This is a genomic window from Streptomyces sp. NPDC030814 (genome assembly GCF_055572155.1).
Genome location: NZ_JBVIDX010000020.1, coordinates 25,320 through 49,526, shown reverse-complemented (window position 1 = coordinate 49,526; position 24,207 = coordinate 25,320). Strand labels below are relative to the sequence as shown.

General features: G+C 71.8%; 22 protein-coding genes and 2 pseudogenes. 8 read left to right on the top strand and 16 right to left on the bottom strand.

Translation table 11 applies throughout. The features are described from left to right. Window positions 1-134 precede the first annotated feature (134 nt). The 6 genes and pseudogenes from ACZ43N_RS31790 to ACZ43N_RS31765 all read right to left on the bottom strand — a co-directional run. Complete coding sequence (locus ACZ43N_RS31790) at window positions 135-794, bottom strand: hypothetical protein (RefSeq protein WP_468102504.1); 660 nt, start codon at window positions 792-794, stop codon at window positions 135-137. Between the two features lie 64 nt (window positions 795-858). Then, a complete protein-coding gene (locus ACZ43N_RS31785; RefSeq protein WP_468102503.1) occupies window positions 859-1,269 on the bottom strand; it encodes a RidA family protein in 411 nt (136 codons plus the stop codon). A 16-nt stretch (window positions 1,270-1,285) separates the two neighbouring features. Then, window positions 1,286-2,047, bottom strand: coding sequence for an IclR family transcriptional regulator (locus tag ACZ43N_RS31780; protein ID WP_468102502.1), 762 nt, complete (start codon window positions 2,045-2,047; stop codon window positions 1,286-1,288). After that, window positions 2,044-2,343, bottom strand: a pseudogene (locus ACZ43N_RS31775) (PfkB family carbohydrate kinase); the annotation flags it as partial. The gene ACZ43N_RS31780 and the pseudogene ACZ43N_RS31775, both read right to left, overlap by 4 nt. Before the next feature lie 182 nt (window positions 2,344-2,525). Further along, on the bottom strand, window positions 2,526-2,939 hold the full coding sequence (locus ACZ43N_RS31770) for a hypothetical protein (protein ID WP_468102580.1): 414 nt from the start codon (window positions 2,937-2,939) through the stop codon (window positions 2,526-2,528). A 130-nt stretch (window positions 2,940-3,069) separates the two neighbouring features. After that, a pseudogene (locus ACZ43N_RS31765) lies at window positions 3,070-3,777 on the bottom strand (sugar kinase); the annotation flags it as partial. Between the two features lie 179 nt (window positions 3,778-3,956). Between ACZ43N_RS31765 and ACZ43N_RS31760 the strand changes: the two are divergent. Both ACZ43N_RS31760 and ACZ43N_RS31755 read left to right on the top strand, forming a co-directional pair. Continuing rightward, window positions 3,957-5,231 carry an amino acid deaminase gene (locus ACZ43N_RS31760; protein WP_468102501.1) on the top strand — a complete coding sequence of 425 codons (1,275 nt, stop codon included), beginning with the start codon at window positions 3,957-3,959 and terminating at the stop codon, window positions 5,229-5,231. A gap of 47 nt (window positions 5,232-5,278) precedes the next feature. Then, the gene (locus tag ACZ43N_RS31755; RefSeq protein ID WP_468102500.1) at window positions 5,279-6,901 is read left to right on the top strand and encodes an N-acyl-D-amino-acid deacylase family protein; all 1,623 of its coding nucleotides are present in this window, start codon (window positions 5,279-5,281) and stop codon (window positions 6,899-6,901) included. 18 nt (window positions 6,902-6,919) lie between these two features. Here ACZ43N_RS31755 and ACZ43N_RS31750 read toward each other — a convergent pair whose 3' ends face one another. Together ACZ43N_RS31750 and ACZ43N_RS31745 are read right to left on the bottom strand one after the other, a co-directional pair. Next, a complete protein-coding gene (locus ACZ43N_RS31750; RefSeq protein WP_468102499.1) occupies window positions 6,920-7,852 on the bottom strand; it encodes a trypsin-like serine peptidase in 933 nt (310 codons plus the stop codon). Between the two features lie 855 nt (window positions 7,853-8,707). Continuing rightward, window positions 8,708-9,541, bottom strand: a complete 834-nt coding sequence (locus tag ACZ43N_RS31745) for a hypothetical protein (RefSeq protein WP_468102498.1) — start codon at window positions 9,539-9,541, stop codon at window positions 8,708-8,710. 208 nt (window positions 9,542-9,749) lie between these two features. On the opposite strand from ACZ43N_RS31745, the gene ACZ43N_RS31740 reads away from it, so the two are divergent. From ACZ43N_RS31740 to ACZ43N_RS31715, 6 genes are all read left to right on the top strand, one after another. Then, the gene (locus ACZ43N_RS31740; protein WP_468102497.1) at window positions 9,750-10,961 is read left to right on the top strand and encodes a pyridoxal phosphate-dependent aminotransferase; all 1,212 of its coding nucleotides are present in this window, start codon (window positions 9,750-9,752) and stop codon (window positions 10,959-10,961) included. Between the two features lie 91 nt (window positions 10,962-11,052). After that, window positions 11,053-11,481 (top strand): SCO4983 family protein, encoded by a 429-nt coding sequence (locus ACZ43N_RS31735; RefSeq protein ID WP_468102496.1) that lies wholly within the window; start codon window positions 11,053-11,055, stop codon window positions 11,479-11,481. Between the two features lie 310 nt (window positions 11,482-11,791). Continuing rightward, on the top strand, window positions 11,792-12,865 hold the full coding sequence (locus tag ACZ43N_RS31730) for a hypothetical protein (protein WP_468102495.1): 1,074 nt from the start codon (window positions 11,792-11,794) through the stop codon (window positions 12,863-12,865). A gap of 20 nt (window positions 12,866-12,885) precedes the next feature. Continuing rightward, the gene (locus ACZ43N_RS31725) at window positions 12,886-14,052 is read left to right on the top strand and encodes a toxic anion resistance protein (RefSeq protein ID WP_468102494.1); all 1,167 of its coding nucleotides are present in this window, start codon (window positions 12,886-12,888) and stop codon (window positions 14,050-14,052) included. After that, complete coding sequence (locus ACZ43N_RS31720) at window positions 14,049-15,605, top strand: substrate-binding and vWA domain-containing protein (protein WP_468102493.1); 1,557 nt, start codon at window positions 14,049-14,051, stop codon at window positions 15,603-15,605. Before ACZ43N_RS31725 ends, ACZ43N_RS31720 begins: the two co-directional genes overlap by 4 nt. Before the next feature lie 4 nt (window positions 15,606-15,609). Next, complete coding sequence (locus tag ACZ43N_RS31715; protein ID WP_468102574.1) at window positions 15,610-16,194, top strand: hypothetical protein; 585 nt, start codon at window positions 15,610-15,612, stop codon at window positions 16,192-16,194. 2 nt (window positions 16,195-16,196) lie between these two features. Here the strand turns inward: ACZ43N_RS31715 and ACZ43N_RS31710 are convergent, their stop codons facing one another. The 8 genes from ACZ43N_RS31710 to ACZ43N_RS31675 all read right to left on the bottom strand — a co-directional run bounded on the left by ACZ43N_RS31710 (window position 16,197) and on the right by ACZ43N_RS31675 (window position 23,847). Beyond that, window positions 16,197-17,357, bottom strand: coding sequence for a hypothetical protein (locus ACZ43N_RS31710; protein WP_468102492.1), 1,161 nt, complete (start codon window positions 17,355-17,357; stop codon window positions 16,197-16,199). Between the two features lie 148 nt (window positions 17,358-17,505). Further along, entirely contained in the window at window positions 17,506-18,288 is a 783-nt protein-coding gene (locus ACZ43N_RS31705) for a PP2C family serine/threonine-protein phosphatase (RefSeq protein WP_468102491.1), read from the bottom strand. Between the two features lies 1 nt (window position 18,289). Continuing rightward, entirely contained in the window at window positions 18,290-19,051 is a 762-nt protein-coding gene (locus ACZ43N_RS31700; protein ID WP_468102490.1) for a vWA domain-containing protein, read from the bottom strand. Window positions 19,052-19,311: 260 nt separating this feature from the next. After that, a complete protein-coding gene (locus ACZ43N_RS31695) occupies window positions 19,312-20,427 on the bottom strand; it encodes a hypothetical protein (RefSeq protein WP_468102489.1) in 1,116 nt (371 codons plus the stop codon). Window positions 20,428-20,614: 187 nt separating this feature from the next. Next, window positions 20,615-20,899, bottom strand: coding sequence for a hypothetical protein (locus ACZ43N_RS31690; RefSeq protein ID WP_468102488.1), 285 nt, complete (start codon window positions 20,897-20,899; stop codon window positions 20,615-20,617). A gap of 325 nt (window positions 20,900-21,224) precedes the next feature. Then, window positions 21,225-22,214, bottom strand: a complete 990-nt coding sequence (locus tag ACZ43N_RS31685; RefSeq protein WP_468102487.1) for a serine/threonine-protein kinase — start codon at window positions 22,212-22,214, stop codon at window positions 21,225-21,227. 410 nt (window positions 22,215-22,624) lie between these two features. Then, the gene (locus tag ACZ43N_RS31680) at window positions 22,625-22,816 is read right to left on the bottom strand and encodes a KOW motif-containing protein (RefSeq protein WP_468102486.1); all 192 of its coding nucleotides are present in this window, start codon (window positions 22,814-22,816) and stop codon (window positions 22,625-22,627) included. A gap of 467 nt (window positions 22,817-23,283) precedes the next feature. Continuing rightward, window positions 23,284-23,847, bottom strand: coding sequence for a cysteine hydrolase family protein (locus ACZ43N_RS31675; protein WP_468102485.1), 564 nt, complete (start codon window positions 23,845-23,847; stop codon window positions 23,284-23,286). Window positions 23,848-24,207 lie beyond the last annotated feature (360 nt).

Below are 24,207 nucleotides of genomic sequence, written 5' to 3'. Positions count from 1 at the left end.
TGACGGCGGTTCCGGTCCGCAGAGCGGTTCGGTGAGCGGGTCCGCAGAGCGGTTCGGTGAGCGGGTCCGCAGAGCGGTTCGGTGAGCGGGGAACTGCGGGCCCGTGGTGGCCGGTCGCGCAGTTCCCCGCGCCCCTACTGGTCGGCGCTCTCGTCGGAGTCCGGCTTCGCGGTGCCCTCGGGCTCGGCCGGGTCGTCCGCCTTCGCGGGCTCGGCCGGGTCCTTCGCCTTGTCGTCGCCGTCCTCGAAGTACGCGTCCAGGACCTCGTCGATCCGGGTCTCCCACTCGGCGTGCTCGGACTTGGCCTTCGCCTCGATCTCGATGGGGTACCAGCGGCGGTCGGGGGTGTGGACCGTGACGGTGAAGCGCTTCCCGAAGCGGGGGGACTCCGTCTCGACCGCGCCGATCTCGTCCCAGCGGAACTCGCACTCCTGGTCGTCCAGCCGGAGCCGTACGCCCCTGTGGTCTGCGACGATCTTCGCGCGGCGGTCGGCGGCCTCGAAGACGGGGCCCTCGACGGCTGCTTCTTCCTCCGCCTCTTCCTCGGCCTCGGCAGCGGCCTGGGCATCGGCCTTGGCGTCGGGTGTCCTCGCGACGGCGGTTCCGTCGGCCGGGGCAGGCTCGTCCGGTTCCGCGGTGGCCGCCTGCTCGGCGGATTCCGTCGGCTTGATGTCCTCCGGCTCCTCCTGCTTCTCCTTCGTCACGGACACGGGTGCCGTGAGTCCGGGGATGTGCGACGGGTCGACCGCGGCGGCGGCCAGGGGCTGGCTGTTCGAACCAATGCGCTGCTCCACAGCGGGCAGTATGGTCGACGATCCTGTGCCGCGAACAGTCGGGCCCGGCATATGTCCGCTTTCGTCAGACGTCCAGGACTGCCAGCGCGTCGATTTCGATCAGGAGCCCTTCGGGGAGGCCCACATAGACCGTGGTGCGGGCCGGCGGGGCCGTGGTCAGGTGGGTTTCGAAGTACGCGTTGCAGATCGTGTTCATCTCGGCGAAATGGTCCACGTCCGTGAGGTAGACGCGGATCATCATCACGTCGTCCCAGGTGGCGCCGCCCTCCTCCAGGACCGCCTGGACGTTGGCGAGGGTCTGGAGGGTCTGGTCGCGCAGGGTGGGGCCGGCGGGCGTGGGGGGCTCGCCCTCGACGGCGGGGAGGAAGCCGACCTGGCCCGCGACCTGGAGGAGGTTGCCCTTCCTGACGCCGTGGGAGAACTTCGCGGGCGGTGCGGTGTGGGTCTTCGGGGTGAGGGCGATCTTGTCGGTCATAGCGGGTCCTTGTCCGTCATACGCGGTCTGACGTGGGGGTTCTACCGGAGTACTCGCCGCTGATCGCGTCCGCCGTACGGCGCACCAGCGGGAGCAGGGTGAGGAGTTCGTCGGCGGTGACGACGACGTTGGGGGCGGAGACCGACATCGCGGCGACCACCCGGCCGCCGGCGCCCCGGACGGGGGCGGCGATGCAGTTGATGGACTCCTCGTGGCCGCCCAGGTCGGTGGCCCAGCCCTGTTCGCGGACCTTCGCCAGTTCCTTGAGGAAGGCGGCGGCGTTGGGCGTGGAACGGGACGTGTACATGGGGTAGTCGAGCTTCTCCGCGAGGGCGCGGCGCTCGGCTTCGGGGAGGTCCGCGAGGCACAGCTTGGCGACGGCGGCGACCGTGATGGCCACGGGCTTGCCGATCCTGGAGTACATGCGGACGGGGTAGCGGCTCTCGACCTTGTCGATGTAGAGGACCTCGTTCTCCTCGTAGACGGCCAGGTGGACGGTGTGGCCGCACTGTTCGTTGAGGCGTACGAGGTGGGGGTGGGCGATCTCGCGGATGTCGAGGTTCTCCACGGCCTCCTGGGCGAGGGCGAAGAGGCGGGCGCCGAGGCGGTAGCGCTGGTCGGACTGGCGGTAGACGAGGCCGTGTTCGTGGAGGGTGCGCAGGAGGCGCAGGGCGGTGGACTTGTGGACGCCGAGGCGGTCGGCGACCTGGCCGAGGTCGGCCGGGCCCTGGGCGAGCAGGGGCAGGATGCTGAGCGCGCGGTCGACGGTCTGGCTCATGGGGTGCGTACCTCCTCGTCGGCCCGGTCGGGTGTCTGTGTCCAGCCGGGGGCGAGTCGCAGTCTCCCCCAGGCGTCGTCGTCCAGGGCTGCCAGGCGGTCGGCGTGGTGGCGGGTGGGTGGGGTGCCGAGGTCGCCGGGGGCGGTGAGAGCGGCGGCGGCCATGAGGTGGCCGTGACGGAGGCGGGCCTTGGGGGGCAGGGCGCGGAGGGTGGCGGAGAGGAAACCTGCGGCGAAGGCGTCGCCGGCGCCTGTGGGGGATACGACGTCCACGTGAGGGGACGGTACGAAGGTGGTCGTCGTGGTTCGTGGGTGGCTTTCGCGCTGTGGGGGTGCGGCTGGGGCGCGTTCGGGTGCGGGGTGGGTCGGGGGCGCGCCGGGGGGTGTCCGTCCTCGGAACGGCGCGGAATCGGTCTCCCGAGAAGCTGAACCAGTTGACGCGCCAACCGCTGCGGGCGGACACCCCCCGACACACCCCCTTACGTCCGCACGCGGCTCCCCCGCCGCGGGGGCTTGCGCCGCCCCCGGCCCACGCACTCCTCCGTCCGCAGGCGGCCCACCCGCCGTAGGGGCTTGCGCCGCCCCCCGCGCACGGACCACTCCGTCCACAGGCGGCCCACCCGCCGTAGGGGCTTGCGCCGCCCCCCGCGCACGGACCACTCCGTCCACAGGCGGCCCACCCGCCGTAGGGGCTTGCGCCGCACCCAGCGCACGGACCAGTCCGTCCACAGGCGGCCCACCCGCCACGGGGGCTTGCGCCGCCCCCGGCCCACGCACTCCTCCGTCCACAGGCGGCCCACCCGCCGTAGGGGCTTGCGCCGCACCCGGCGCACGGACCGCTCCGTCCACAGGCGGCCCACCCGCCGTAGGGGCTTGCGCCGCACCCGGCGCACGGACCGCTCCGTCCACAGCCGGCCCACCCGCCGCGGGGGCTTGCGCCGCCTCTGCGGCACATGGGGCTACGTCCGTACGCGACCGACCCGCCGTAGGGCGCGCCGCCCCCGGCGGACGGACCGCTCCGTATGCAGGCCGCCGGCGCGTCGCGGGGGTGTTCCGTTCGAACAGGGTGGCGCCGTGGGCGCTCTGCTTCACCACCAGGGTGGTCGGTTCCGGGAGCGCGGCTCTGATCGCTTCTGGGCCGCCTGTGATGCCCCAGGCATTCTCTGCCTCGTCCTCGCCGACGAAGACGAGGTCGGCGTGGCGGGCCAGGTCCAGGAGGATTCGGGGGTCGTCGGGGTGGTGCCAGAGGTCGGGGCGGTGGTTGACGTCGAACGAGATGAGGGGGCGGTCGGGATGGGGGGCCGTCAGTTCTTGGAGGAGGGCCAGGCAGGGGGCGGAGAGGGCGGCCGTGATGCCGGAGAGCTGGAGGACCCTGCCGGCGCGCGCCGCCGTCAGGTCCGTGTTCTCCGGGGTCATCGCGGACGCCGCCGAACCCGCGCGGTAGTACGCCACCTCGTGTGCGTCGGTGGCCCGGTCCGTCGCTGTGCGGAAGTAGACGCCGGTGGGGCGGTCCGGGTCGCGGTGTACGGAGGAGACGTCGACGCCGTACGCGGCGATCGTTTCGAGGAGGTGGTCCCCGAAGCCGTCCGTTCCCACGCGGCTCACCCAGCGTGTGGTGTGGCCGATGGCGGCGAGGGCGCACAGGACGTTGGACTCGGCTCCGCCGATGGCGCGTTCGAAGGAGGGGACGTCGGCCAGGCGGCCCGGGCGGGTGGGGAGGAAGGTGACCATGGACTCGCCGAGCGCCACGACGTCGAGTGCGGGGGTAGGGAGTCCGTCGGGCACGATGAGGGCTCCTCGGGGTGGCGGCGACACCGTTGACCGGTGCTCGCTGGGATGTTAGACAGCCTTGAGCGATATGTGCAACGGATGTTGCAGTTTGTGCAACGCAGCTTGTCAGGGAGGCTCTCATGGGTGTCGAAGCGCTCGCTCGTCTCGCCGCCGAACGCGTCGACCACCGTTTCAAGGGCCTTCCGCCGGACGCCGACGGGCTGACGGTGGAGGAGCTGGCCGGTCAGCGCCGGAACCTGTTCACCGGCGGGTTCACCACGCCCGTGCTCGCCCTGTCGGCCGAGCGGCTGGAGCACAATCTGGCGCTGATGGAGGCGTACTCCGCGCGGCACGGGCTGGCCTTCGCGCCGCACGGGAAGACCTCGATGGCGCCGCGTTTGTTCTGGCGGCAGGTCGAGCGGGGGGCGTGGGGCATCACGCTGGCCGTCCCGCATCAGGTGCGGGTCGCGCGGGAGTTCGGGATCGAGCGCGTGTTCCTCGCCAACGAGGTGGTGGACCCGGCGGCGCTGCGCTGGATCGCCGCCGAGCTGGCCGCCGATCCGTCGTTCCGGCTCGTTTGTTACGTCGACTCCGTGCGCGGAGTGGAGCTGATGGACACGGCCCTGCGGGGTTCCGCGCGCCCGCTGGACGTGGTTGTGGAGCTCGCCGCGGGTGAGGGTGCGCGGACCGGGGTCCGTACGGAGGCGGAGTGCGCGGCGGTGGCGGACGCTGTGGCCGGGGTGGAGACACTGCGGCTGGTGGGTGTGGCCGGGTACGAGGGCGAGGTGCCCGACGCGGATCCGGGGCGGGTGGGTGCCTGGCTGCGGCGGCTCGTCGCCCTGGCGGTCGACTTCGACGAGGCCGGGCGGTTCGCGGGGCTGGAGGAGATCGTCGTCAGCGCGGGCGGCAGCGCGTGGTTCGACGCGGTGGCGGAGGTGTTCGCCGAGATCCCCGAGCTGTCGGCGCCCGTGCTGAAGCTGCTGCGGTCCGGGGCGTACCTCTCGCACGACTCCGGGCACTACCGGCGTCTGACCCCCTTCAACCGGGTACCCGAGGAAGGTGCCCTGGAGCCCGCGTTCCGGCTCTGGGCCCAGGTCGTCTCGCGCCCCTCCCCCGAGCAGGCCTTCGCCAACGCCGGCAAGCGCGACGCCGCGTACGACCTCGGTCTGCCGACGGTCGAGGTGGTGCGGGACGCCGGATCGGGCGAGGTGCGGGACGCGGGCGACGGCATCGCCGTCACGGGACTCTCCGACCAGCACGCCTGGCTGCGCACGGAGGCGGGGGCGGGGCTGTCGGTCGGGGACTGGGTGGGGCTGGGGCTGTCCCATCCGTGCACGTCGTTCGACAAGTGGAAGCTGATCCCGGTGGTGGAGGCGGACGGGACGGTCGTGGAGTACGTCCGTACGTACTTCTGAGGGGTCGGCCGGGGTCTCCCGCCCGTGGCTCTCGAAAGGTGGCAGACATGGACGATGTCGTCCTGCGTGACGCCGAGGTCGTCGACGGGTCCGGTGGCCCCTCCTACCGTGCCGACGTGGCCGTGTCGGGCGGCAGGATCACCTCCGTCGTCCAGGAGGCCGCCGCGGCCGGTTGCCAGCGGCCCTCCGCCCGGCGGGTTCTCGACGCCGAGGGGCTGGTCCTCGCGCCCGGCTTCATCGACATGCACGCCCACAGCGACCTCGCCCTGCTGCGCGACCCCGAGCACACCGCGAAGGTCGCGCAGGGCGTGACCCTGGAGGTCATCGGGCAGGACGGGCTGTCGTACGCGCCGGTCGACGACCGGACCCTGGACGAGGTGCGGCGGGCGATCACCGGCTGGAACGGTCATGGCGAGGACGTCGACTTCACCTGGCGTTCGGTCGGCGGGTACCTGGACCGCCTCGACCACGGCTTCGACGGCGAGGGCATCGCCGTGAACGCCGCCTACCTCGTCCCGCAGGGCACGGTGCGGATGCTCGCCATGGGGTGGGAGGACCGGGAGCCCACTCCTCAGGAGCTCGATCACATGCGGCGGTTGGTCGCGGACGGGCTGCGCGAGGGCGCCGTCGGCATGTCGTCGGGGCTGACGTACACGCCGGGGATGTACGCCAAGGACTCCGAACTCACCGAGCTGTGCCGGGTGGTCGCCGAGTACGGCGGCTACTACTGCCCGCACCACCGCTCGTACGGGGCGGGCGCGCTCCGGGCGTACGAGGAGATGGTCGCCGTCACCCGCGAGGCCGGCTGCGCCCTCCATCTGGCCCACGCCACCCTGAACTTCGACGTGAACAAGGGCCGTGCTCCCGAGTTGCTCGCGCTCCTCGACGACGCGCTGGCCGCCGGTGCCGACATCACCCTCGACACCTATCCGTACACCCCCGGCTGCACCACCCTCGTGGCGCTGCTGCCCGGTTGGGCGAGCGTGGGCGGGCCCGAGGCGATCCTGGCGCGGCTGAGGGACGAGCACACGGCCGTACGCCTCCGGCACGAGCTGGAGGTCGTCGGCGCCGACGGATGCCACGGGGTGCCGGTCGAGTGGGACACGGTCGAGATCTCCGGGGTCGCCGACCCGGCGCTGTCGTCGTACGTGGGCCGGACGGTCCGGGAGTCCGCCGACGCGCGCGGCGAGGAGCCCTGGATGACCGTGCGCCGACTGCTCGTCGAGGACCGCCTGGGGTCGACGATCCTCCAGCACGTCGGCCACGAGGAGAACGTACGGGCGATCATGCGTCACCGGGCGCACACCGGCGGATCGGACGGCATCCTGCACGGCGCCAAGCCGCACCCGCGCGCCTACGGCACGTTCCCGCACTATCTGGGCCGTTACACAAGGGAGTTGGGGGTGCTTTCCCTGGAGGAGTGCGTCGCGCACCTCACCTCGCACCCGGCCGCCCGGCTGCGGCTGCCCGACCGGGGGCTCGTCCGCGAGGGGTACCGCGCCGACCTCGTCCTTTTCGACCCGGCGACGGTCGCCGCCGGATCGACGTACGAGGCCCCGCGCACCCTGCCCACCGGCATCCCGTACGTCCTCGTCGACGGCCGTTTCGCGATCGAGGGCGGCCGGCGGACGGACGTACTGGCGGGGCGGGCGGTCCGCCGCGCCCCCTGAGAGGGCGCGGCGCCATGGCTACGGCCGGGGGAGAATGCAGCCGCTGCGGGTCAGGTCGAGCTTGTTGTCGACACCGAAGCAGGCCGGGACGTGCCAGGTCTGCTGCCCGTAGTTGATGCCCTCGCGCACGGTGACGGTGCCGTTCGCGTCGACCTCGCACGGGTTGTTGTCGGTGCAGCGCCCGCCGTCCTCGTTGCCCGTGTTGTTGACGGCCACGACCTTGCCGGTGGCGTTGTCGAGCACCGGCGACCCGGAGGTGCCGCCGATGGTCTTGCAGGCGGAGGTGTAGCGGACCGAGTCCTTCCAGGTCCACACGCCTTCCTTGAGGCGGTATGCGTAGCCGTCGACGTCGCAGGCGTACGTCCGCTTCCAGTAGCCGGAGACGACCGTGATGTCGGTGCCGACGGCCGGGCGGGCCGTGTCGAAGATCAGCGCGTTGATCCCGTACGAGCTCTTGATCTGCGCGTACGTCGTGGTCAGCCGGTACAGCGCCATGTCCGTGTCGGTCATCGTGCCGTACACGATCCTGTTGGCGCGGAGGGTGGCTACGCGGGTGCCCGCCGAGTTGAGGAGGCCGAAGGAGCGGGTCGAAGCCCGGTCGACGAGGACCTCACCGGGGTCGGGGAAGCCGGTCTCCAGACAGTGGCCGTTGGTCATCACCAGAGCCGGGTCGTCGTCCTCGGAGTTCGGCATCCGGACGACCGAGCCGGAGCAGTTGCTGAGCGAGACGGTGCCCGCGAAGTTCACGGCCTGGGCCGCGGAGTCCGCCGGAGCGACCACGGCCGCCGCGTCGGCCACGGCCTTGTTCGCCGCCTCGACGACGCTGCCGACCGACGTCTTCGCGGTCCCGGTCGCGGGCTCCGGTGCGGCCTGGGGTGCCGCGACCGCCGGTGCCGCGCCCGCCCCGGTGATCACCAGGGCGAACAGCGCGGCAACGAGAGGCTTTCTCATGTGGGGGTCCCTCTCTTGCTACGTGAGTGACAGGAGATCTTCCGGCCACCGCAGTTTGTCATGCGCATTGTGAGGGGCGTGTGATGACCGAGCAAGGAGTTGGTTCCGGCCGGATGGGGTTCGGCCAGATGGGCGCCCAGGGGCCGGGAGTTCGGGCGGGGATGAGGTGATGCGGGGGCGGGAGTGAGGGGGTGAGGGTGAGGGCGTGAGGGTGAGGGGGTGGGGCGGGGGATGTGGCGAGGGGCGGGAGCAGCGCGCGGGAGTCCATGGGGATCTGACGGTTCGTCGAGTGCCGACAGCTACCACGCAGGCCAGCGCCTCTGCGAAGGTCGAACCCAGCTGACACAGGAGCCCCACGGCCATGAGCCGCCCGCCGCGACATACGACGAACGGGGCCGGCCACATACCCACCGGGCTGAGGTCTCCGCGTATCGGCGCGTCGTCAGCTCGCCGAACTCCGCCCGGACACCGGCCACCGCGTCGTCGAGCTCCCACCCCGCCGCGGTCGGACGCCGCGTCCAGTCCCCCGTGGCGATGCCACGACTCGGCGTCCACCCCGCCGTCCCCAGGACGTCCAGCACCGAAGGGCCGCATGCCGTCAGCCACCCACTGGCGCGTTCCATGCGCCCCCAAGTGAACTGATCATGCGCGGGACAGCCCTTGGGGTGCGATCGCACCTGCCACTCTCACGCGCCTCACGGACGGCGACCTCATCCCCGGCCCCACGGGGCTCGCGCGGACCGCGCCCACTCCCACCGCCGCCGAATCGTTCCTCCCCCGTCTCGTTCCAGCCCCGCACCACGTCGCTCCCGGCCGAACCGTGAGCGCCGCCCGAGCCGTACCCGACCCGCGGACCTACCTCGGCCCCTTCGTCGCGCCCTGGCCGCGGCCCTGGTTGCCGCCGGAGTTGCCGCGGCCCGAGTCGGTCGTCGTGGAGGGCTCGGTGGACGCGGTGGCGGAGCGCGTGGCCGTCGGGGTCGGCTCGGCCGAATCGGAGCCGGACGGGGACGGTTCCGTGGAGCTCCTGCTCCGAGAGGCGGAGGGCGATGCCGCCTCCGTCGTGCCGGAGGACGCGCCGGTCGACGGCTTGGCCGCTCCCCCGCCGTCGGACCGGCCGTCCGCCGGGGCGGACTCCTTGGTCGCCGGACCGCTCGGGCCCTCCTCGTCCGAGGAGCCGACACCGGCGAGCCCCGCCGCCACGGCACCCACGACCACGGCCGCGGCGACACCGCCCGCGATCAGGCCCCCGCGGCGCCGGGCCCGGCGCCGCCCGAGCGCGGCCCGCCGGCCGCCCGACGGCCGGGCGCGACGCCCGACGGGGTCCTCGCCGCCGAAGAGATACGGCCCGTCCGGCGCGTGCGGGTCTGCGTACTCGGAGTCAGCCGCATACGGGTCGGCCGCATACGGGTCGGCCGCATACGGGTGGACCGGGTACGAGTCACCCCCGTACGAACCGTCCGCCGCGCCCGGCGCCCCCGCCCCGCCGGAGGTGTCCCCGCCCCTCCGCGGGATGTCGTCGAGCACGACCTCGTCCAGCTGCACCGTGTCGTCGTATGCGTTCTGCCAGCCATGGGCGGCGGCAGGGTCGGGGAAGGCGTCGTAGGCGGGCGTCGCGGAGGGGTCGCCGAGAGGGTGATACACCTTCGGCGGCTCCTGGGAGGTCTCCCCGTCCCGATCCACACCGTTCACCCCGTTCACCCGATTCGCCCATTCATTGCTTTTTTTGCCCTCATGTCATGTGCCCTGGAGCCGTGTGGGGGGCGGCCGGACCTGGGGGCGGATTCTAGGGAGGAGTGGCGCCCAGGGACAGCGGAGGAACATTTCGGCACATAGTTACGGGGCTCACGTGGTGGAAAACACGGCCCATGAGGCGTTACCGGGTCGTAAGCTCACGGACATGCAGGTGATCCAGTCGACCAAGCTCGCCAACGTCTGTTACGAGATCCGGGGCCCGGTACTCGAGGAGGCGATGCGGCTGGAGGCTGCCGGGCACCGCATCCTCAAGCTCAACACGGGCAATCCGGCCGCCTTCGGCTTCGAGTGCCCGCCGGAGATCCTGGAGGACATCCTCCGCAACGTGTCGTCCGCCCATGGCTACGGCGACGCGAAGGGCCTCCTGGCGGCGCGCCGGGCGGTCGTCATGCACAACCAGACCCTGGGTATCGAGACGGACGTCGAGCACGTCTTCATCGGGAACGGCGTCTCCGAGCTGATCGTCATGGCGATGCAGGGCCTGCTGGACGACGGCGACGAGGTGCTCGTACCGGCCCCGGACTACCCGCTGTGGACGGCGGCGGTCTCACTGTCCGGCGGCACGGCGGTCCACTACCGCTGCGACGAGCAGTCCGACTGGATGCCGGACCTCGCGGACATCGAGCGCAAGGTCACCGACCGCACCAAGGCGATCGTCATCATCAACCCCAACAACCCGACGGGCGCGGTGTACGACGAGGCGATGATCCGCGGTCTCACGGACATCGCGCGCCGCCACAACCTCCTCGTCTGCTCGGACGAGATCTACGACAAGATCCTCTACGACGGCGCCACGCACACCCCGACCGCCTCGGTGGCCCCGGATCTGCTGACGCTGACCTTCAACGGCATGTCGAAGGCGTACCGGGTCGCGGGCTACCGCGTCGGGTGGATGTCGATCTCGGGCCCGCGCGCGCACGCCGACTCCTACATCGAGGGCCTGACGATCCTGGCGAACATGCGGCTGTGCGCCAACATGCCGGGGCAGCACGGAGTGGTCGCCGCGCTCAGCGGCCGCCAGACGATCAACGACCTGGTGCTGCCGGGCGGGCGCCTGAAGGAACAGCGGGACGTCGCGTACGAGCTGCTGACGCAGATCCCGGGCGTGACGTGCGTGAAGCCGAAGGGCGCGCTGTATCTGTTCCCGCGCCTCGACCCGGACGTCTTCAAGATCAAGGACGACCGGCGGATGGTCCTGGACCTGCTCCGCCAGGAGAAGATCATGGTCGTCCAGGGCACCGGCTTCAACTGGCCCGAGCCGGACCACTTCCGGGTGGTGACGCTGCCGACCGTGGCCGATCTGAGGTCGGCGATCACCCGGATCGGGAACTTCCTGGACGGCTACAGCCAGCCGTGAGGCCCTCCTCCGGAAGACTTCCGGACCTCGCTCAACTTTAGACGGAATCTAATGTAGGCTGGTCCTCCGAGAGCGAGCTTGGAGGCCATCCATGTACGAGCCGATCCGCACGAAGTCGGTCCACACGATGGCCGGCACGCCCTCCTCCGACTTCCCCCACCGTTCGCGTGAGGAAGAGCTGGACATCCAGCTCGCCGGCCATCTGGCCGCCCTGCTCGCGGTGACCGACGAACTCCGCGCGCTGGCCCCCGCCACCGACCTCGACACGGCCGCCGAGCGGCTGTCCGAGCAGGTGGCCCGGCTGCGCGGCGGACACCCGCCCGTACGGTCGTCCGCGCCGGCCGGCGGGCGCGAGCTCGATGTCGCCGGGCTCCACCGGCGCGCCCACACCCTCGCCGGGCGTGCCCTCGTCGTCGCCGCCTCCCGCGCCGACACCGCGGCCGCGATCCTGGCCGCCGAGCGCATGGACGCCCACGCCGCCGCCGAGCCCCTGGCCGGCCGCGAACTGGCGTCCCACTGACCCCCCGCCCGGCACCCCACCGAGCCGGCGGCTCGCCCCCGAGCCCCCGCTCCCCTCGACGGCCCCGGTCCGCGTGCACCCGCAGCGACGCGCGGACCGGGCGCCACAGCACCACGTTCCGCGCCCGCGTGGAGCACCGCGACGGCCGCGTCCCCGAGCGTGCCCTCCCCCGAGCGTGAGACCCGGGCAAGCGCGCGCAAACCCCTCGTAGCGGCGCGGCCCGTTCCGGTTGTGTTCCGGGACGACGGCTTCACCCCGTGTTCACCCGGCCCGCCCTGGAACGTCGGATTCCGCGAGCACCCTCCTCGATGTGAGACGCATCGCAGGGATCGTCCTCGCGGTACTGCTGATCGGCGGCGTGGTGGCAGCCGTCGTGGCGGGCCGGGACACCGGGGACACGAGCACGGCAACGAGGACCGTGCGTGGAGTGATCGGGTCGGAGAAGGCGGAGTTCTTCGCCGACCCGGAGGTGGTGAAGGCCCTGGCCGCCGAGGGCTACACCGTGAGGACGGAGACATCGGGCTCCTGGGCCATGGACGGGCTGGACCTGAAGGGGTACGACTTCGCCTTCCCCTCCAGCAAGGCACCCGCCGACGAGCTGGCCGGGAAGTACGAGGTACGCGAACCGCTGCCCCGCCCCTTCTACTCGCCCCTCGTCGTGGTCGCCCACCGGGGCGCCGCCGAGGTGCTGAGCCGCAACGGGCTGGCCACGCTGCAGAAGGACCACGGCGTCCTCGACATGGGCGCCTACATCGAGGCGGCCGAGGCCGGCCGCACCTGGCAGCAGCTCAAGGGGGCGGACAGGTACGGCGAGTTGGCGGGGCTGCTCTACATCGCCACCACCGATCCGACCACCTCCAACTCGGGGGCCCTCTATCTCGCCGCGACCTCCAACGTCGCCAACGACGGACGGGTCGTCGCGAGCGAGGCGGACATCAAGAGGACCGCGCCCCTCATGCACGACCTGATCAGCGTCCAGGGCGCCCAGCAGCCGAGCAGCGACGCGGCGTTCCGCGACTTCGTCAGCGGAGTCGGCAACCCGCTCGTCCTCGTCTACGAGTCCCAGGTCGCCGCCCTGCTCGCCGACGGCCGGCAGATCGACGACCTGGTCGTCCTCTACCCGGACACCACCGTCAACAGCGACCACACCGTCGTGCCCGTCACGGACGAGGGCCGGGCCCTCGGTGAACTGCTCGGCACGGACCCGGAACTGCGGCGGCTGGCCGCCCGGCACGGGTTCCGGCCGCAGGGCTCGGCGACGGAGTTCACGACGGCGACGGCCGGACTCACCACCTATCTGACGCCTCGGCTCACCGTCCGGCAGGCGCCCGTGCCCACCTCCGAGGTGCTGCACGAGATGGCGCGCCGGGCGCGGGGCCGCTGAACGACGGGGGAACACCACTCATGACAACGGAAGACAGCTTCACCCTCACCCCTCCCGAGCCGGTCGCGGCCGTGCCCCGGGAGAAGGCCGGCGGACTCGTGCCGGTCGAGGAGTCCGTACGGTCGGACATGGCCAGGAAGGCCGAGGAGTACGTCCGGTCGCTCGCCGCGCTCGACGCCCGTTCGCCGGAGTTCGCGGGGAAGGTCGGGGAGATCGCGGCGCTCGGCGCGGGCGAGATGCGCACCGCCGCCGCGCAGTCCAACCGCATGCTGGAGCGGACCGTCCGCAGCCTGCCCGACAAGGGCGGGGACGCCCAGTCGCAGGTCGCCGGCTCGCTCGTCGAACTGCGGCGCGTGGTCGAGGACCTGGACCCGCGGGACCTGCCCGCCGGCAAGGGCCGCAGGTTCCTGTCCCGGCTGCCGGGCGGCAACCGGCTGCGCGACCACGTCGCCAAGTACGCCTCCGCGCAGGGCACCCTGAACAGGATCGTGGGGTCGCTGCGCGGCGGCCAGGACGAACTGCGGCGTGACAGCGCCGCCTTGCAGACCCAGCGGGTCCGCCTGTGGGAGACCATGGGCAAGCTCCAGGAGTACGTGGTCCTGACCGAGGCCCTGGACACGGCCGTCGAGGCGCACATCGCCGCCGCCGACCCGCAGCAGGCCGACACCCTGCGCGCCGACGTCCTCTTCCCCGTCCGGCAGAAGCACCAGGACCTGCTCACCCAGCTCGCCGTCTGCGCCCAGGGCTACCTGGCCATGGACGTCGTCCGCCGCAACAACGAGGAGCTGATCAAGGGCGTCGACCGGGCCGCCACGACGACGGTCTCGGCGCTGCGCATCTCCGTGATGCTGGCCTCCGCCCTCGACACCCAGCGCAAGGTCGTCGACCAGGTCAACGCCTTGCGCGGCACCACCGAGGACCTCGTCCGCGGCAACGCCGAGATGCTCGCCACGCAGAACGGCGAGATCCAGCGCATCGCCGCCGACCCGGCCGTCGGCGCGGAGACGCTCCGCTCGGCCTTCCAGCAGATCTACCGCACCCTCGACTCCATCGACACGTACAAGGCGCAGGCGACGGAGACCATGGCCGCGACGGTGGAATCCCTGACGGCCGAACTGCAGAACGCCGGACGTCACTTGGAGCGCAGCCGCTCGCAGGGGGCCCTCGAAGGAGGTGGGCTCGTATGAGACGGACTCTCTCCGCCTCCCGCGGCGCGGCGGCCGTCCTCGCGCTCGCCCTGGTGACGGCCGGATGCACGACCGCCACCGACACCCCGTCCGACCCGAACACCTACGTCCCCGGCACCCTCCGCGTCCTCGCCTCCAGCGAACTCGCCGACATGAAGCCGGTGCTGGAACGGGTCGAGAAGGACACGGGCATCAAGGTGCGCCCCACCTACATGGGCACCCTGGACGCCGTGGAACTGCTCGCCGAGGGCCGGGCGAAGGGCTCGTACGACGCCGTGTGGCTGTCGTCGAACGACTATCTGCGGCTGCGGCCGGACGCGGCGAAGCAAGTCGTGTCCGAGACACCGGTGATGTCCAGCCCGGTGGCGATCGGTGTGAAGGACGCGACCGCGCGGAAGCTGGGCTGGAAGCCGGACCGCGTCTCCTGGTCGGACATCGAGGAGGCCGTCGCGGACGGCGGCCTCACGTACGGCATGACGGACCCGGCCCGCTCCAACTCCGGCTTCTCCGCCCTCATCTCGGTGGCCTCCGGGCTCGCCGACGCGCAGTCCGCGCTCACCGACGCGGACGTGGCGCGGGCGACGCCCCGGCTGAAGGAGTTCTTCCAGGGGCAGAAGCTGACGTCGGGCTCGTCGGGCTGGCTGGCGGCGGCCTACGACCGGCGCGGCGACGTCGACGCGCTGCTCAACTACGAGTCGGTGCTGAAGGCGCGGAAGGATCTGACGGTGATCCGCCCGCGCGACGGGGTCGTCACCGCCGACTACCCGCTCTCCTCCCTCGCGTCGACGAGCCGGGCCGTCCGGGACGACGTCCGCCGTCTCACCGACGCGCTGCGCACCCCCGACACCCAGCGGCTGATCACCGAGAAGACCCTGCGCCGCCCGGTCGTGGCCTCGGTCCGCCCGGCCGCCGGCCTCGACCCCGACCGGCGACGCGAACTCCCCTTCCCCGGCAGCAGGTCGGTCGCCGACGGGCTCCTCGACGCGTACGAGAACGAGCTGCGCCGCCCGTCGAGGACCGTGTACGTCCTCGACACCTCGGGCTCGATGGAGGGCGAGCGCCTGGACCGGCTGAAGGCGGCCCTCACCGAGCTGACCGGCGACTTCCGGGACCGGGAGGAGGTCACGCTGATGCCGTTCGGGTCGGAGGTGAAGAGCGTGCGGACACACGTGGTCCGGCCGTCGGACCCGAAGGCGGGGCTCGACGGCATCCGTGCCGACACCCGGAAGCTCTCCGCCTCCGGCGACACCGCCGTCTACACCTCGCTGCGCAAGGCGTACGAGCACCTCGGCACCGCCGACCGGGACACGTTCACCTCGATCGTGCTGATGACGGACGGCGAGAACACCGAGGGCGCGAGCCCGGCGGACTTCGACGCCTTCTACCACCGGCTGCCGGCCGCCGAGCAGCGCGTCCCCGTCTTCCCGATCCTCTTCGGCGACTCCGACAGGGACGAACTGGAGCACATCGCCGACCTGACCGGCGGCCGCCTCTTCGACGCCCAGCAGGGCTCGCTGGACGGCGCCTTCGAGGAGATCCGTGGCTACCAGTAGGTTCATGGCGTACGTCGAGTCCCGCAAGAACCTCACCGGCAGCGCCCTCGGCGTGGCGGGGCTCGGACTGACCTTCGCCGGGGTCGCGGGCCCGTACTGGCCGGTCGTGGTCGGCGGCCTGTACGGCGCGGGCGCGCTGCTCGCCCCGCCCGAACGCCCGCCGCTGCCGGACTTCCCGGACCCCTCCGCCCAGCTCGACGAGGTGCGTGCCGACTTCGGCCGGCTGGGCGCCTACCTCGCCGATGTCGACCTGCCGCCCGCGGCCGCCGGCCGTCTCACCGAGCTGACCGAGCTGCTGACGGCCCTCCTCGACCCTGGCTGGGTGTCCGAGATCCTGGGCCGGGACCCCGAGGGTGTCCACACGCTGTCCCGGGCGGTGCGGCAGGACGTACCGGAGGCCGTCGACACCTACGTCCGCACACGCTGGTGGACCCGTCTGACGCCCGGCACGGAACCCCCCGAGCGTCACCTGGAACGCCAGCTGTCCCTCCTGCACGAGGAGTTGGAGCGCCTGGCGGCGGCCCTGCGCGACATCGAGGCCCGTCGGCAGGAGTCGCACACACGGTACCTGGAGGACCGGTCGGGCTGAGGTCAGCCGAGGTTCGTCAGGATGACGATCAGCAGCAGCACCGCGATCACCACACCCAGCACCTTCAGCGCGGCGTACGGGGACGGGGGCTGGTCCGGCTGGGGCTGAGCTCCCGGGACCGGTGCCGGCCGGGGCCCGTTGAACACGTCGTGCCCGGTCACGCCGGCCCGGGTGCACCAGGGGCAGGTCGGCAGATGGGACCCGTAGGTGTGCAGGGGCCGTACCGTGCACGACCGCACCTGCCCGCGTTCCTTGTCCAGGGCGCGCAGCCACGCCTCGGCCGGGGGCCGGGCGGTGGGGGTCTGGACGCCGGGGCCGAAGGCGGTCCTGGCGAGGGTGAGGAGTTCGGGCGGCAGGACGGAGGGGTCGACGGTGCCGCGCGGGATGATGACCATCTCCGGGCGGACGACGTACGAGATGCTCGCGGCGATGTTGTCCTTGACGGTCGACTCCGAGGTGCTCTCGTGCGGGACCCCGCCGAAGGGGTGGTTGCCCGCGGTGAGCAGCTGGTAGACGAGGACGGCCAGCGCGAAGTCGTCGCTCTGCCGGGTGGCGGGGCCGCCGGCCTGCCGCTCGGGGGCCGAGTAGTCGGTGGTGTGCATCAGGCAGGGGAACAGCTCGCCGGTGTCCGGGTCGGTGAAGGCGATGGAGTCGCAGTCGAGGAAGGTGACGAAGCCGTTGCCGTCGACGACGACGTTGCTGCTGGAGAAGTCACCGATGACGAGGTTGTCGTAGTGCATCCGGGCCGTCATGAAGGCGAGGTTCCAGGCGACGCCGAGCAGAAACCGCCAGTCGGCCCGGTCCGGGAAGAGCTTCAGCCGCTGGACGCGGGTGAACAGGCCGACGAGCTGGACGTGCTGCGGTTCGCCGAAGCGCCGCATCGCGTATCCGAGGAACTCGCCGTTCGTGCCGCGCGCCATCGCCGTCGGCCAGGCCAGCTCGGGCGGCTGGTTGGCGTCGGTGGGGCGGGCGGCCAGCGGGGACATGGTGAGCATGCGGGCCAGCCGCCGCTCCTGATCGGGTCCGGGCGGATCGCGGTAGATCTTGACGACGATCCCCCTGTCGCCCTCCACGGGAAACACGGCCGCCTGCCCGCCCCCTTTGAGGGGCTGCTCGGCCAGTGTGACCGCCTTGCCGTCGAGGAAGACCGTGCGGCCGCTCATGGCCGTACCTCCGAGTGTTCCGTGGGGGTGGTCGGTGTCGGCTCCGGCTCCGGCGCCCGTCGTACGGGCCGGGCCGACACCGACCGCCCGGGCCGCCGTGGGTGGTTGTCCGGGCCGCCGCTCCCGGGGCGCCGGCCGGTCCTCGCCGTCATCTGCGGTTCGTGCGGACGGCTCGCAGCAGGGTCTTGTCGTCGGCGTTCAGGGCGGTGAGGCGGTCGGAGCGCAGGAGGGCGGCGAGGTTGCCGTCCGCGTCGTCGGAAGCGGCGTCGAGGGAGCGGAAGACGGCGTCGGCGAAGGACGTGTTCGGGGACTGGGCGCCGCCCGTCGACCGGTTGAGCATGGCCTGCGCGAGGCCGTCCGTGGAGAGCAGCACCCCGTCGACCCCGTCGTCCGAGACGCACTCGGTGTGCGTCCAGCGCGCCGCGTCCGGCGAGGTGAGGAACACCGTCTCGTTGCTGTACTCGCTGACCGCCGCCGCCTGCGGCAGCAGATGGAACTGCCGCTCCCCGTCCTCCGTGCCCGCCCGTACGACGACGAACCCGTCCCCCACGGTCAGATGCCCCAGCCAGCCGGGAGCCAGCACCACCACGGTGAGGGTGGTGGCGAAGTCGGGCGCGTCGCTGCCCGTCCGGTCCCGGAAGTCGTCGCTGACGTCCTGCAACGCGTCCCGCAGCAGTTCGTGCACCGCCTCGCCCGGCTGCGTCTCCACGGCCGCGCCGGCCCGCCGAGCGAAGTGCTCGACGGCCAGCTTCACCGCCAGCCGGGAACCCTCCTCCGAGCGCGGCCGGCTCCCGGCGCCGTCGGCGACCGCGAGGACGGCGGCGGCGGAGGTGATGAGGTAGCCGCAGGCGTCCTGGCAGGGCAGCCCCTGCCGCCGGTGCCGGTAGCCCTCGACGCTGAGCCCGTGGACACGCCATGAGGGGACGGTCACCTCACGCCTCCCAGGCCGGGCGCTGCGTCTTGAACTGGCTGAAGATCTTCTCGAACACCTCGTCGCCCGCGCCTTTCTGCTCGGCGTTGGCGCTGGCGGACATCATCTGGAGCAGCTCCCGGAACGGGAAACCCTGCAACCGCGCGTTGAACTTGGGCGCGAACGCCTGCAACACCTGCTCGCCCCGGTCGGTGATGCCGCCCACCCCGATGGCGTACAGCCGGAAGCGACGGGACCGCTGCTCCTCGGCGAGGACGGGTATCAGCCGCTGCCAGGAGTCGGTGAGATGACCGGTCGGGTCGGTCGGCAGACCGTCCGTGACGAGGCAGATCTGCGGCCGGTAGTACTGGAGGCCCGACGCCCGCAGCTCCGCCTTGCGGGCCGCGACGATGTGCATCGCCAGCTCCAGCGCCTCGGTCATCAGGGTGACCCCGGCGGCCGTCAGCTGCGGTGCCTGGAAGGCGTGGGCGGGGATGAAGGGGCTCATCCGGGTGCGCGGGTCGAGCAGGTGGGGCCCGCGCCAGGCGCCGACGCCCTGGCCGCCGAAGGTGACGACGGCGACCTCCACGCTGTAGCTGAGGCTGACGTCGTCATGGAGTTCGCGGGTCCATTCGGCGAGCGCGTTGTTCAGCGTCTGGATCGGCGCGCCCGCCATGGAGCTGGACGTGTCGAGGCACAGCACGAGCGGCATGCGCTGGGCGTTGTTCTCGAACTCGATGTCGGCGTACTCCGCCGGCATGGTGGGCGGGTATTCGCTGTGCATCGGTGTTCCCCCTGGTGTTTCCGTTCTCGTGCTCGGTACTCGTGCGGGCGGGCGGAGGCCCTGTCGTGGTGGGGCGTGCGGCGGACGTCCCGTCGTCGGCCGGGAGGGCGGGTCGAGCGGCGTGCGGGGCGTGGGGCGCGGACGGCTGGTGCGATGCCGGGTGCGGTGTGTGCGGCGGGTGCGGTGCGTACGTCTGTGCCGGGGGGTGTGTGCGGCGGGTGCGGTGCGTTGTCCGGCGGGCGGGTGGTTCACTGCGCGGCCTAGCGGGGGGTGCCCTTGGCGTGGCGGGCGGCGGTGGGCGGGAAGGCGTAGAGGACGTCGGAGTCGCGTTCGGGTGCTTCGGCGACGTCGACGAGCCCGCCGGGCGCGGGCGGTGGCCGCCCCGCCTCGGCCCATACGGCCCGGTAGAGCACCCGGTCGAGTTCGACGTAGCCCTGCGGGTGCAGTTCGGTGCGGACGACGGCGGTGCGGGTGTGGGCGGGGCGGGCGCTCACCTCACGTCCGTGGCGCGCGGCCGGCGCGACGCGCAGCCGGGTGGTGCGCTCGTCACCGCCGGGTGCCGTGTGGGCGGGGACCCGCCTGTCGACGGTCGGAGGATCGCGGCGGTCCCGGCGGCGCGCGCCACCCCCCGGCGGAACGGCGGCCATCCGCCCGGAGGCCGCGCGGTGCCCCACGGCGACGGGGCCCCGCGAGCGACGGATCACGACGGCGAACGCGAGAAGCAGCAGCACGAGCAGCAGCCCCATCCAGAGAGCGGCCCAGGAGGTACTGTCCCCGGCGGCCTCCGCGTCCTCGCCGTCGGCCTGTCCCTTGCCGTCCTTGGCGCCCTCGCCGCCCTCACCTCGCTCGCCTTCCTTGTCGTTGGGCTTGCTGGACTCGGGGGAGGTGGAGGCCGAGTCGGGGTCCACGGGGTGGATGGCGAAGACGTTGGCGGAGTGGTCGGCGGCGAACCCCTTCTCGATGAGCTGCTTACCGGTGAGGTCCCGGTCGACGGAGCCGCACAGCTGGTTCTCTTCGCAGACCCCGGCGTTCGTCAGCTCGGCCAGCGTTTCCGGCCTGAGCCGGTCGATCGTGGCGTCGGGATGGACGAGCCGGCCGTCGGCCATGAGGAGCAGGGCCGTGCCGCCCTCCCCCGTCGAGGTGCCCTCGGGCACCTGCACGACCAACGGGTTGCCGTCCTTGCGCAACTCCGCGAGATCGTGGCGCTGCTGATCGCTGAGCTTCCCGAACCTCAGCGGGCCGTCGAGCGTGATGACGACGGGGCCGTCGGGAATGACCTCGACCCCGCACCTCACTTGCTCGGCGAAGCCGTTGCCGCACCGGTCGGCCGCGGCGGACGGCGCCGTCCACGGCGCGACGGCGATCGACAACCCCATGAGGACACCAAGAGAGGACAAACGCCTGACGGCACCCACCGCACCCACCCCCCGTGGCCTGAAAGGCACGCCCCCGCGGCCCTTTGAGACCCGTCCCATACTGAAGCAGGGGGCTGGGTGGCCGGAAGGGTTTGGAGAATTCCATCGGGCGGCTTCCGACAATTGTCGATCGCCTTACGTTTCACTTCTACAACTTGAACACCTGGTGGCAACGACTGAACATCTGCCGTGCCCGATCCACCCAGTCATTGGCCAAGGCATCGAAGTCGGCCTGGGTGATACGACAGGTCAGCGGAAGATCACAGACCCCGGCGAGACAGGGGCGCGGTCCGCGGACGTCCCACACGGAAAGCATGGGGTTCAATTGTTCTGTATTCCATGCGTTCGAAGCGGCGGCGGCAATGGCGAGTTGGTCCTGCCGCAGGAAATGCCCGTCCGTGGCGAAGGCGACCAGGAGTTTCTTGGTCGTCATGAATCTGACCGTCACCGTACGCCCCGCCTCACGGAGATCGAATTGGAGGGAGACGGACACGGTGTCATGGACCGTGTGGTAATTCCGCCGTGCCACCCAGTTCTGCACGAGTTGCCGCCAGTGCGTCCCGAGGTCGTAGATCTCGGCACGCCCCGGACAGGACTCGCGACCGGGAGGGGAGTCCCGTCCGGGGTGGGAGTCCCGCCCGGCAGAGGAGTCCCGCCCCGAGTAGGACCCACGGCCGGAGTTGGAGTCACGACCGGGGTACGGGTCACGACCGGGGTAGGCGTCGCGGCCCGGGTAGGAGTCGCGGCCCGGGTAGGAGTCAGGCGCCGTCACGGACCACCGCCTCGGCGACCATGGCATCGGTCAGCCCCGCGTCGAGCAACGCCTGGGCGTGCAGCAGCAGACAGGAGGGCACGGACTCACTGGTGGTACGGCTCAGGTGACGCTCCTTCAGCTCCTCGTACCGCACCTCGATGGTCCGGGCGACCTGGGGTGGCGGCCAGGCTGCCACCGTGGGCTGCTCCGCGACCAGCTCCTCCAGGATCTCGGTGAGTCGCGGCCGCTGCTCGGGCCGCTTGGCCAGACAGCGCGCGATCAGGGGCCGCAGCCCGTCCGGCACACCGTCGAGCTGCGGCTTCCCCCTGATGACCTCGCCTGGCACCCCCTCGCCGCTGCCGTGCGGGGGACGCCCGGTGAGCGCGTACACCAGCACCCCGCCCAGCGAGAAGACGTCACTCGGCGGCCCGACCCGGGCACCGCGGATCTGCTCCGGCGACATGAACGACGGTGTCCCGACGACGACTCCGACCCGGGTCAGGCCCGGGGCGCCGTCCACTCGGGAGATGCCGAAGTCGATGACACGGGGCCCGTCGCTCGCCAGCAGTACGTTCGCGGGCTTGAGGTCGCGGTGGACTACATGGGCGGCGTGGATGGCCTGGAGTGCCTCGACCAGTCCGGCGCCGAGGGGACGCACCTGGGCCTCGGGGAGGGGCCCGTCCGCGCGGACCGCCTCGGCGAGGGAGGGGCCGGGGACGTACAGGGTCGCCAGCCAGGGCAGTTCGGCGTCCGGGTCCGCGTCGACCACGGCGGCGGTGTACGCACCGCTGACCACGCGGGCGGCGGCGACCTCCCGCGCGAAGCGTTCACGGAACTCGGGTTCCGAGGCGAGTTCCGGTCGGGCGACCTTGACCGCGACCTCGCGGCCGGCGGGTGAACGGCCGAGATAGACCCAGCCCATCCCGCCCGAGCCGAGGCGGCCCACTATCTTGTACGGGCCGATCTTCATGGGGTCACTTACGGGTGTACGCACCCCCGGCTCACCTCATTTCGGGGTTCGGGGCGGATGTCCCGTAGTGTCCCGCGATTTCCCCCGCGGGGCAGCCGTTTCGCCTCCGCACCGCCCGTACTGGTGAGCCGCCACGGGGCCCACCCTTGGAGCTCGTGACACGATCACGAGCTGTGGCTGGGCGTCACAGTTGGCCAGGTTGGCCGAGCCGAGCAGCGCGCTCCGGGCGCCGGCCTGGCCCGCCCAGGGGTGCTCGCTGTCCGAGTCATGCGGTAGGGGGATCGGTCGGCCGACCTCCCTCGATGGCCGGACCGCTGCCTGCGGGGACGTTCGCGGCCACCAGTGCTGCGGGAGCTTCTTCGCGCGGGCTCTACGAGCCGCGACCACGTACGAGTAGTCCGTTGACCGCGACTTCACAGGCGAAGACGCGGCCTTCAGACGCCAGGCATCTTCTCCACCTCGTCGAGAGGGACGTCGATGCGGGTGTCGTCTCCGAAGACCTGCACCATCAGCTGCACCCGGCTGCGCTCCCGGTCGATGGCGCGCACCGGGCCCGTGAGCTGGGCGAACGGGCCATCGGTCACCAGGACGGTGTCTCCCGGCTGCAGCTCCTGGGTGTTCGGCATGCTCACTCCCTGTGTGGCCCGCTGTGGCCCGCGAACGAACGCGGGTGAACTCCCCGCGCACCGCCCAGCATCCCACCACCGCAGTTGGGCAGCGTGCACGCAAGGGTGCGCTCCCACGTACCGACCCGTGTGCTCCTGCGTCGCCTGACCTCGCTGCCCGTGCGCCCTGCTCCGTGCCGGCCGTGTGCCACACGCTGGACGCCCGGACGCGAAGCGAACCAGCGGGAGGGACGATCGTGGGTGAGTGGAAGCAGGGGAAGTGCGGTTGGCCGACGGCGGCCGGGCGTCGCTGTCAGAACAAGACACTGAAGGGCACGTCACGTTGCCATCTCCATCAGGGGGACTGGACGAAGCGTGGCCAAGCCGAACTGAAGAAGCGCGCGAACAGGCGTCGGTAGAGTGATCGCCCCCGGTCCGGGATCTCTCCAAGGGCTTCCCAGCACTCCAGGGACCCGGACCGCCCTCCCCTACGACGGTGCGATCGCCTTGAGCCACTCCTCGACCGTGAGGACCTCCGCCCACTGCGGGAACAGTCTCTCGGTCAGGAACCGGTGGACTTCGGGGTCCGTGTCGAGGCAGGCATCCGCCAAGACGGTCAGGCCGAAGTCCAGGTCGATGGCGTGCCACAGCGTGGACAGCACCACAGCGCTGGTGGCGATACCCGTGAGGACAAGGCTGTCGATGTCACGGGCCCGGAGCACCAGGTCGAGGTCGCTGCCCGAGAACGCACTCCCTCGCCTCTTGGTGACCACGACGTCGCCCTCCTGAGGCGCCACGTCGTCGTGGATCCCGGTGCCGGGGGCACCCTCGGTGAACAGACCGGCCCGCACGATGGTGCTCATCACCTTGTTGCGGGGGCTGACTCCGGGGTCACCCGCCGGTAACGCGATCATCACGTAGACCACCGGGACACCCGCAGCCCGGGCACCGTCGATCGCCCCGCGCAAGCGCGGCAGGTATCCCGAACCGTCGTCGGCGATGGCCACGACGTCGCGTTGGACGTCCATCACCAGGAGTGCGCTGTTCCCCATGCCTGCCGCCCCTTCTCGTTCTCAGTGGGAGAAACAACGGCAAGTCTGGCCGAACAGCCGACCCTGCGCAGGGTTTCGAAGATCCTCACCGAGCCTGGCGGAGGCAGGGCCTGAGGGCCTCAGCTGTCCCGCGGCTGCATGCTGCACAGGGCCCAGACGAAGACCGAGCCGGGGACGGAACCGGGGACAGAACCTTGGGATCGGTTCTGCACCGCCGTCGCCGTACCCCGCGGCGACAGCGGTGCGGGTGACGCCGCCAATGAGACCTCGCATGATTGGAAGGCTTGGAAGGCTTGGAAGGCTTGGAAGGCTCGGAAGGCTCGGAAGGCTCGGAAGGCTCGGAAGGCTCGGAAGGCGACA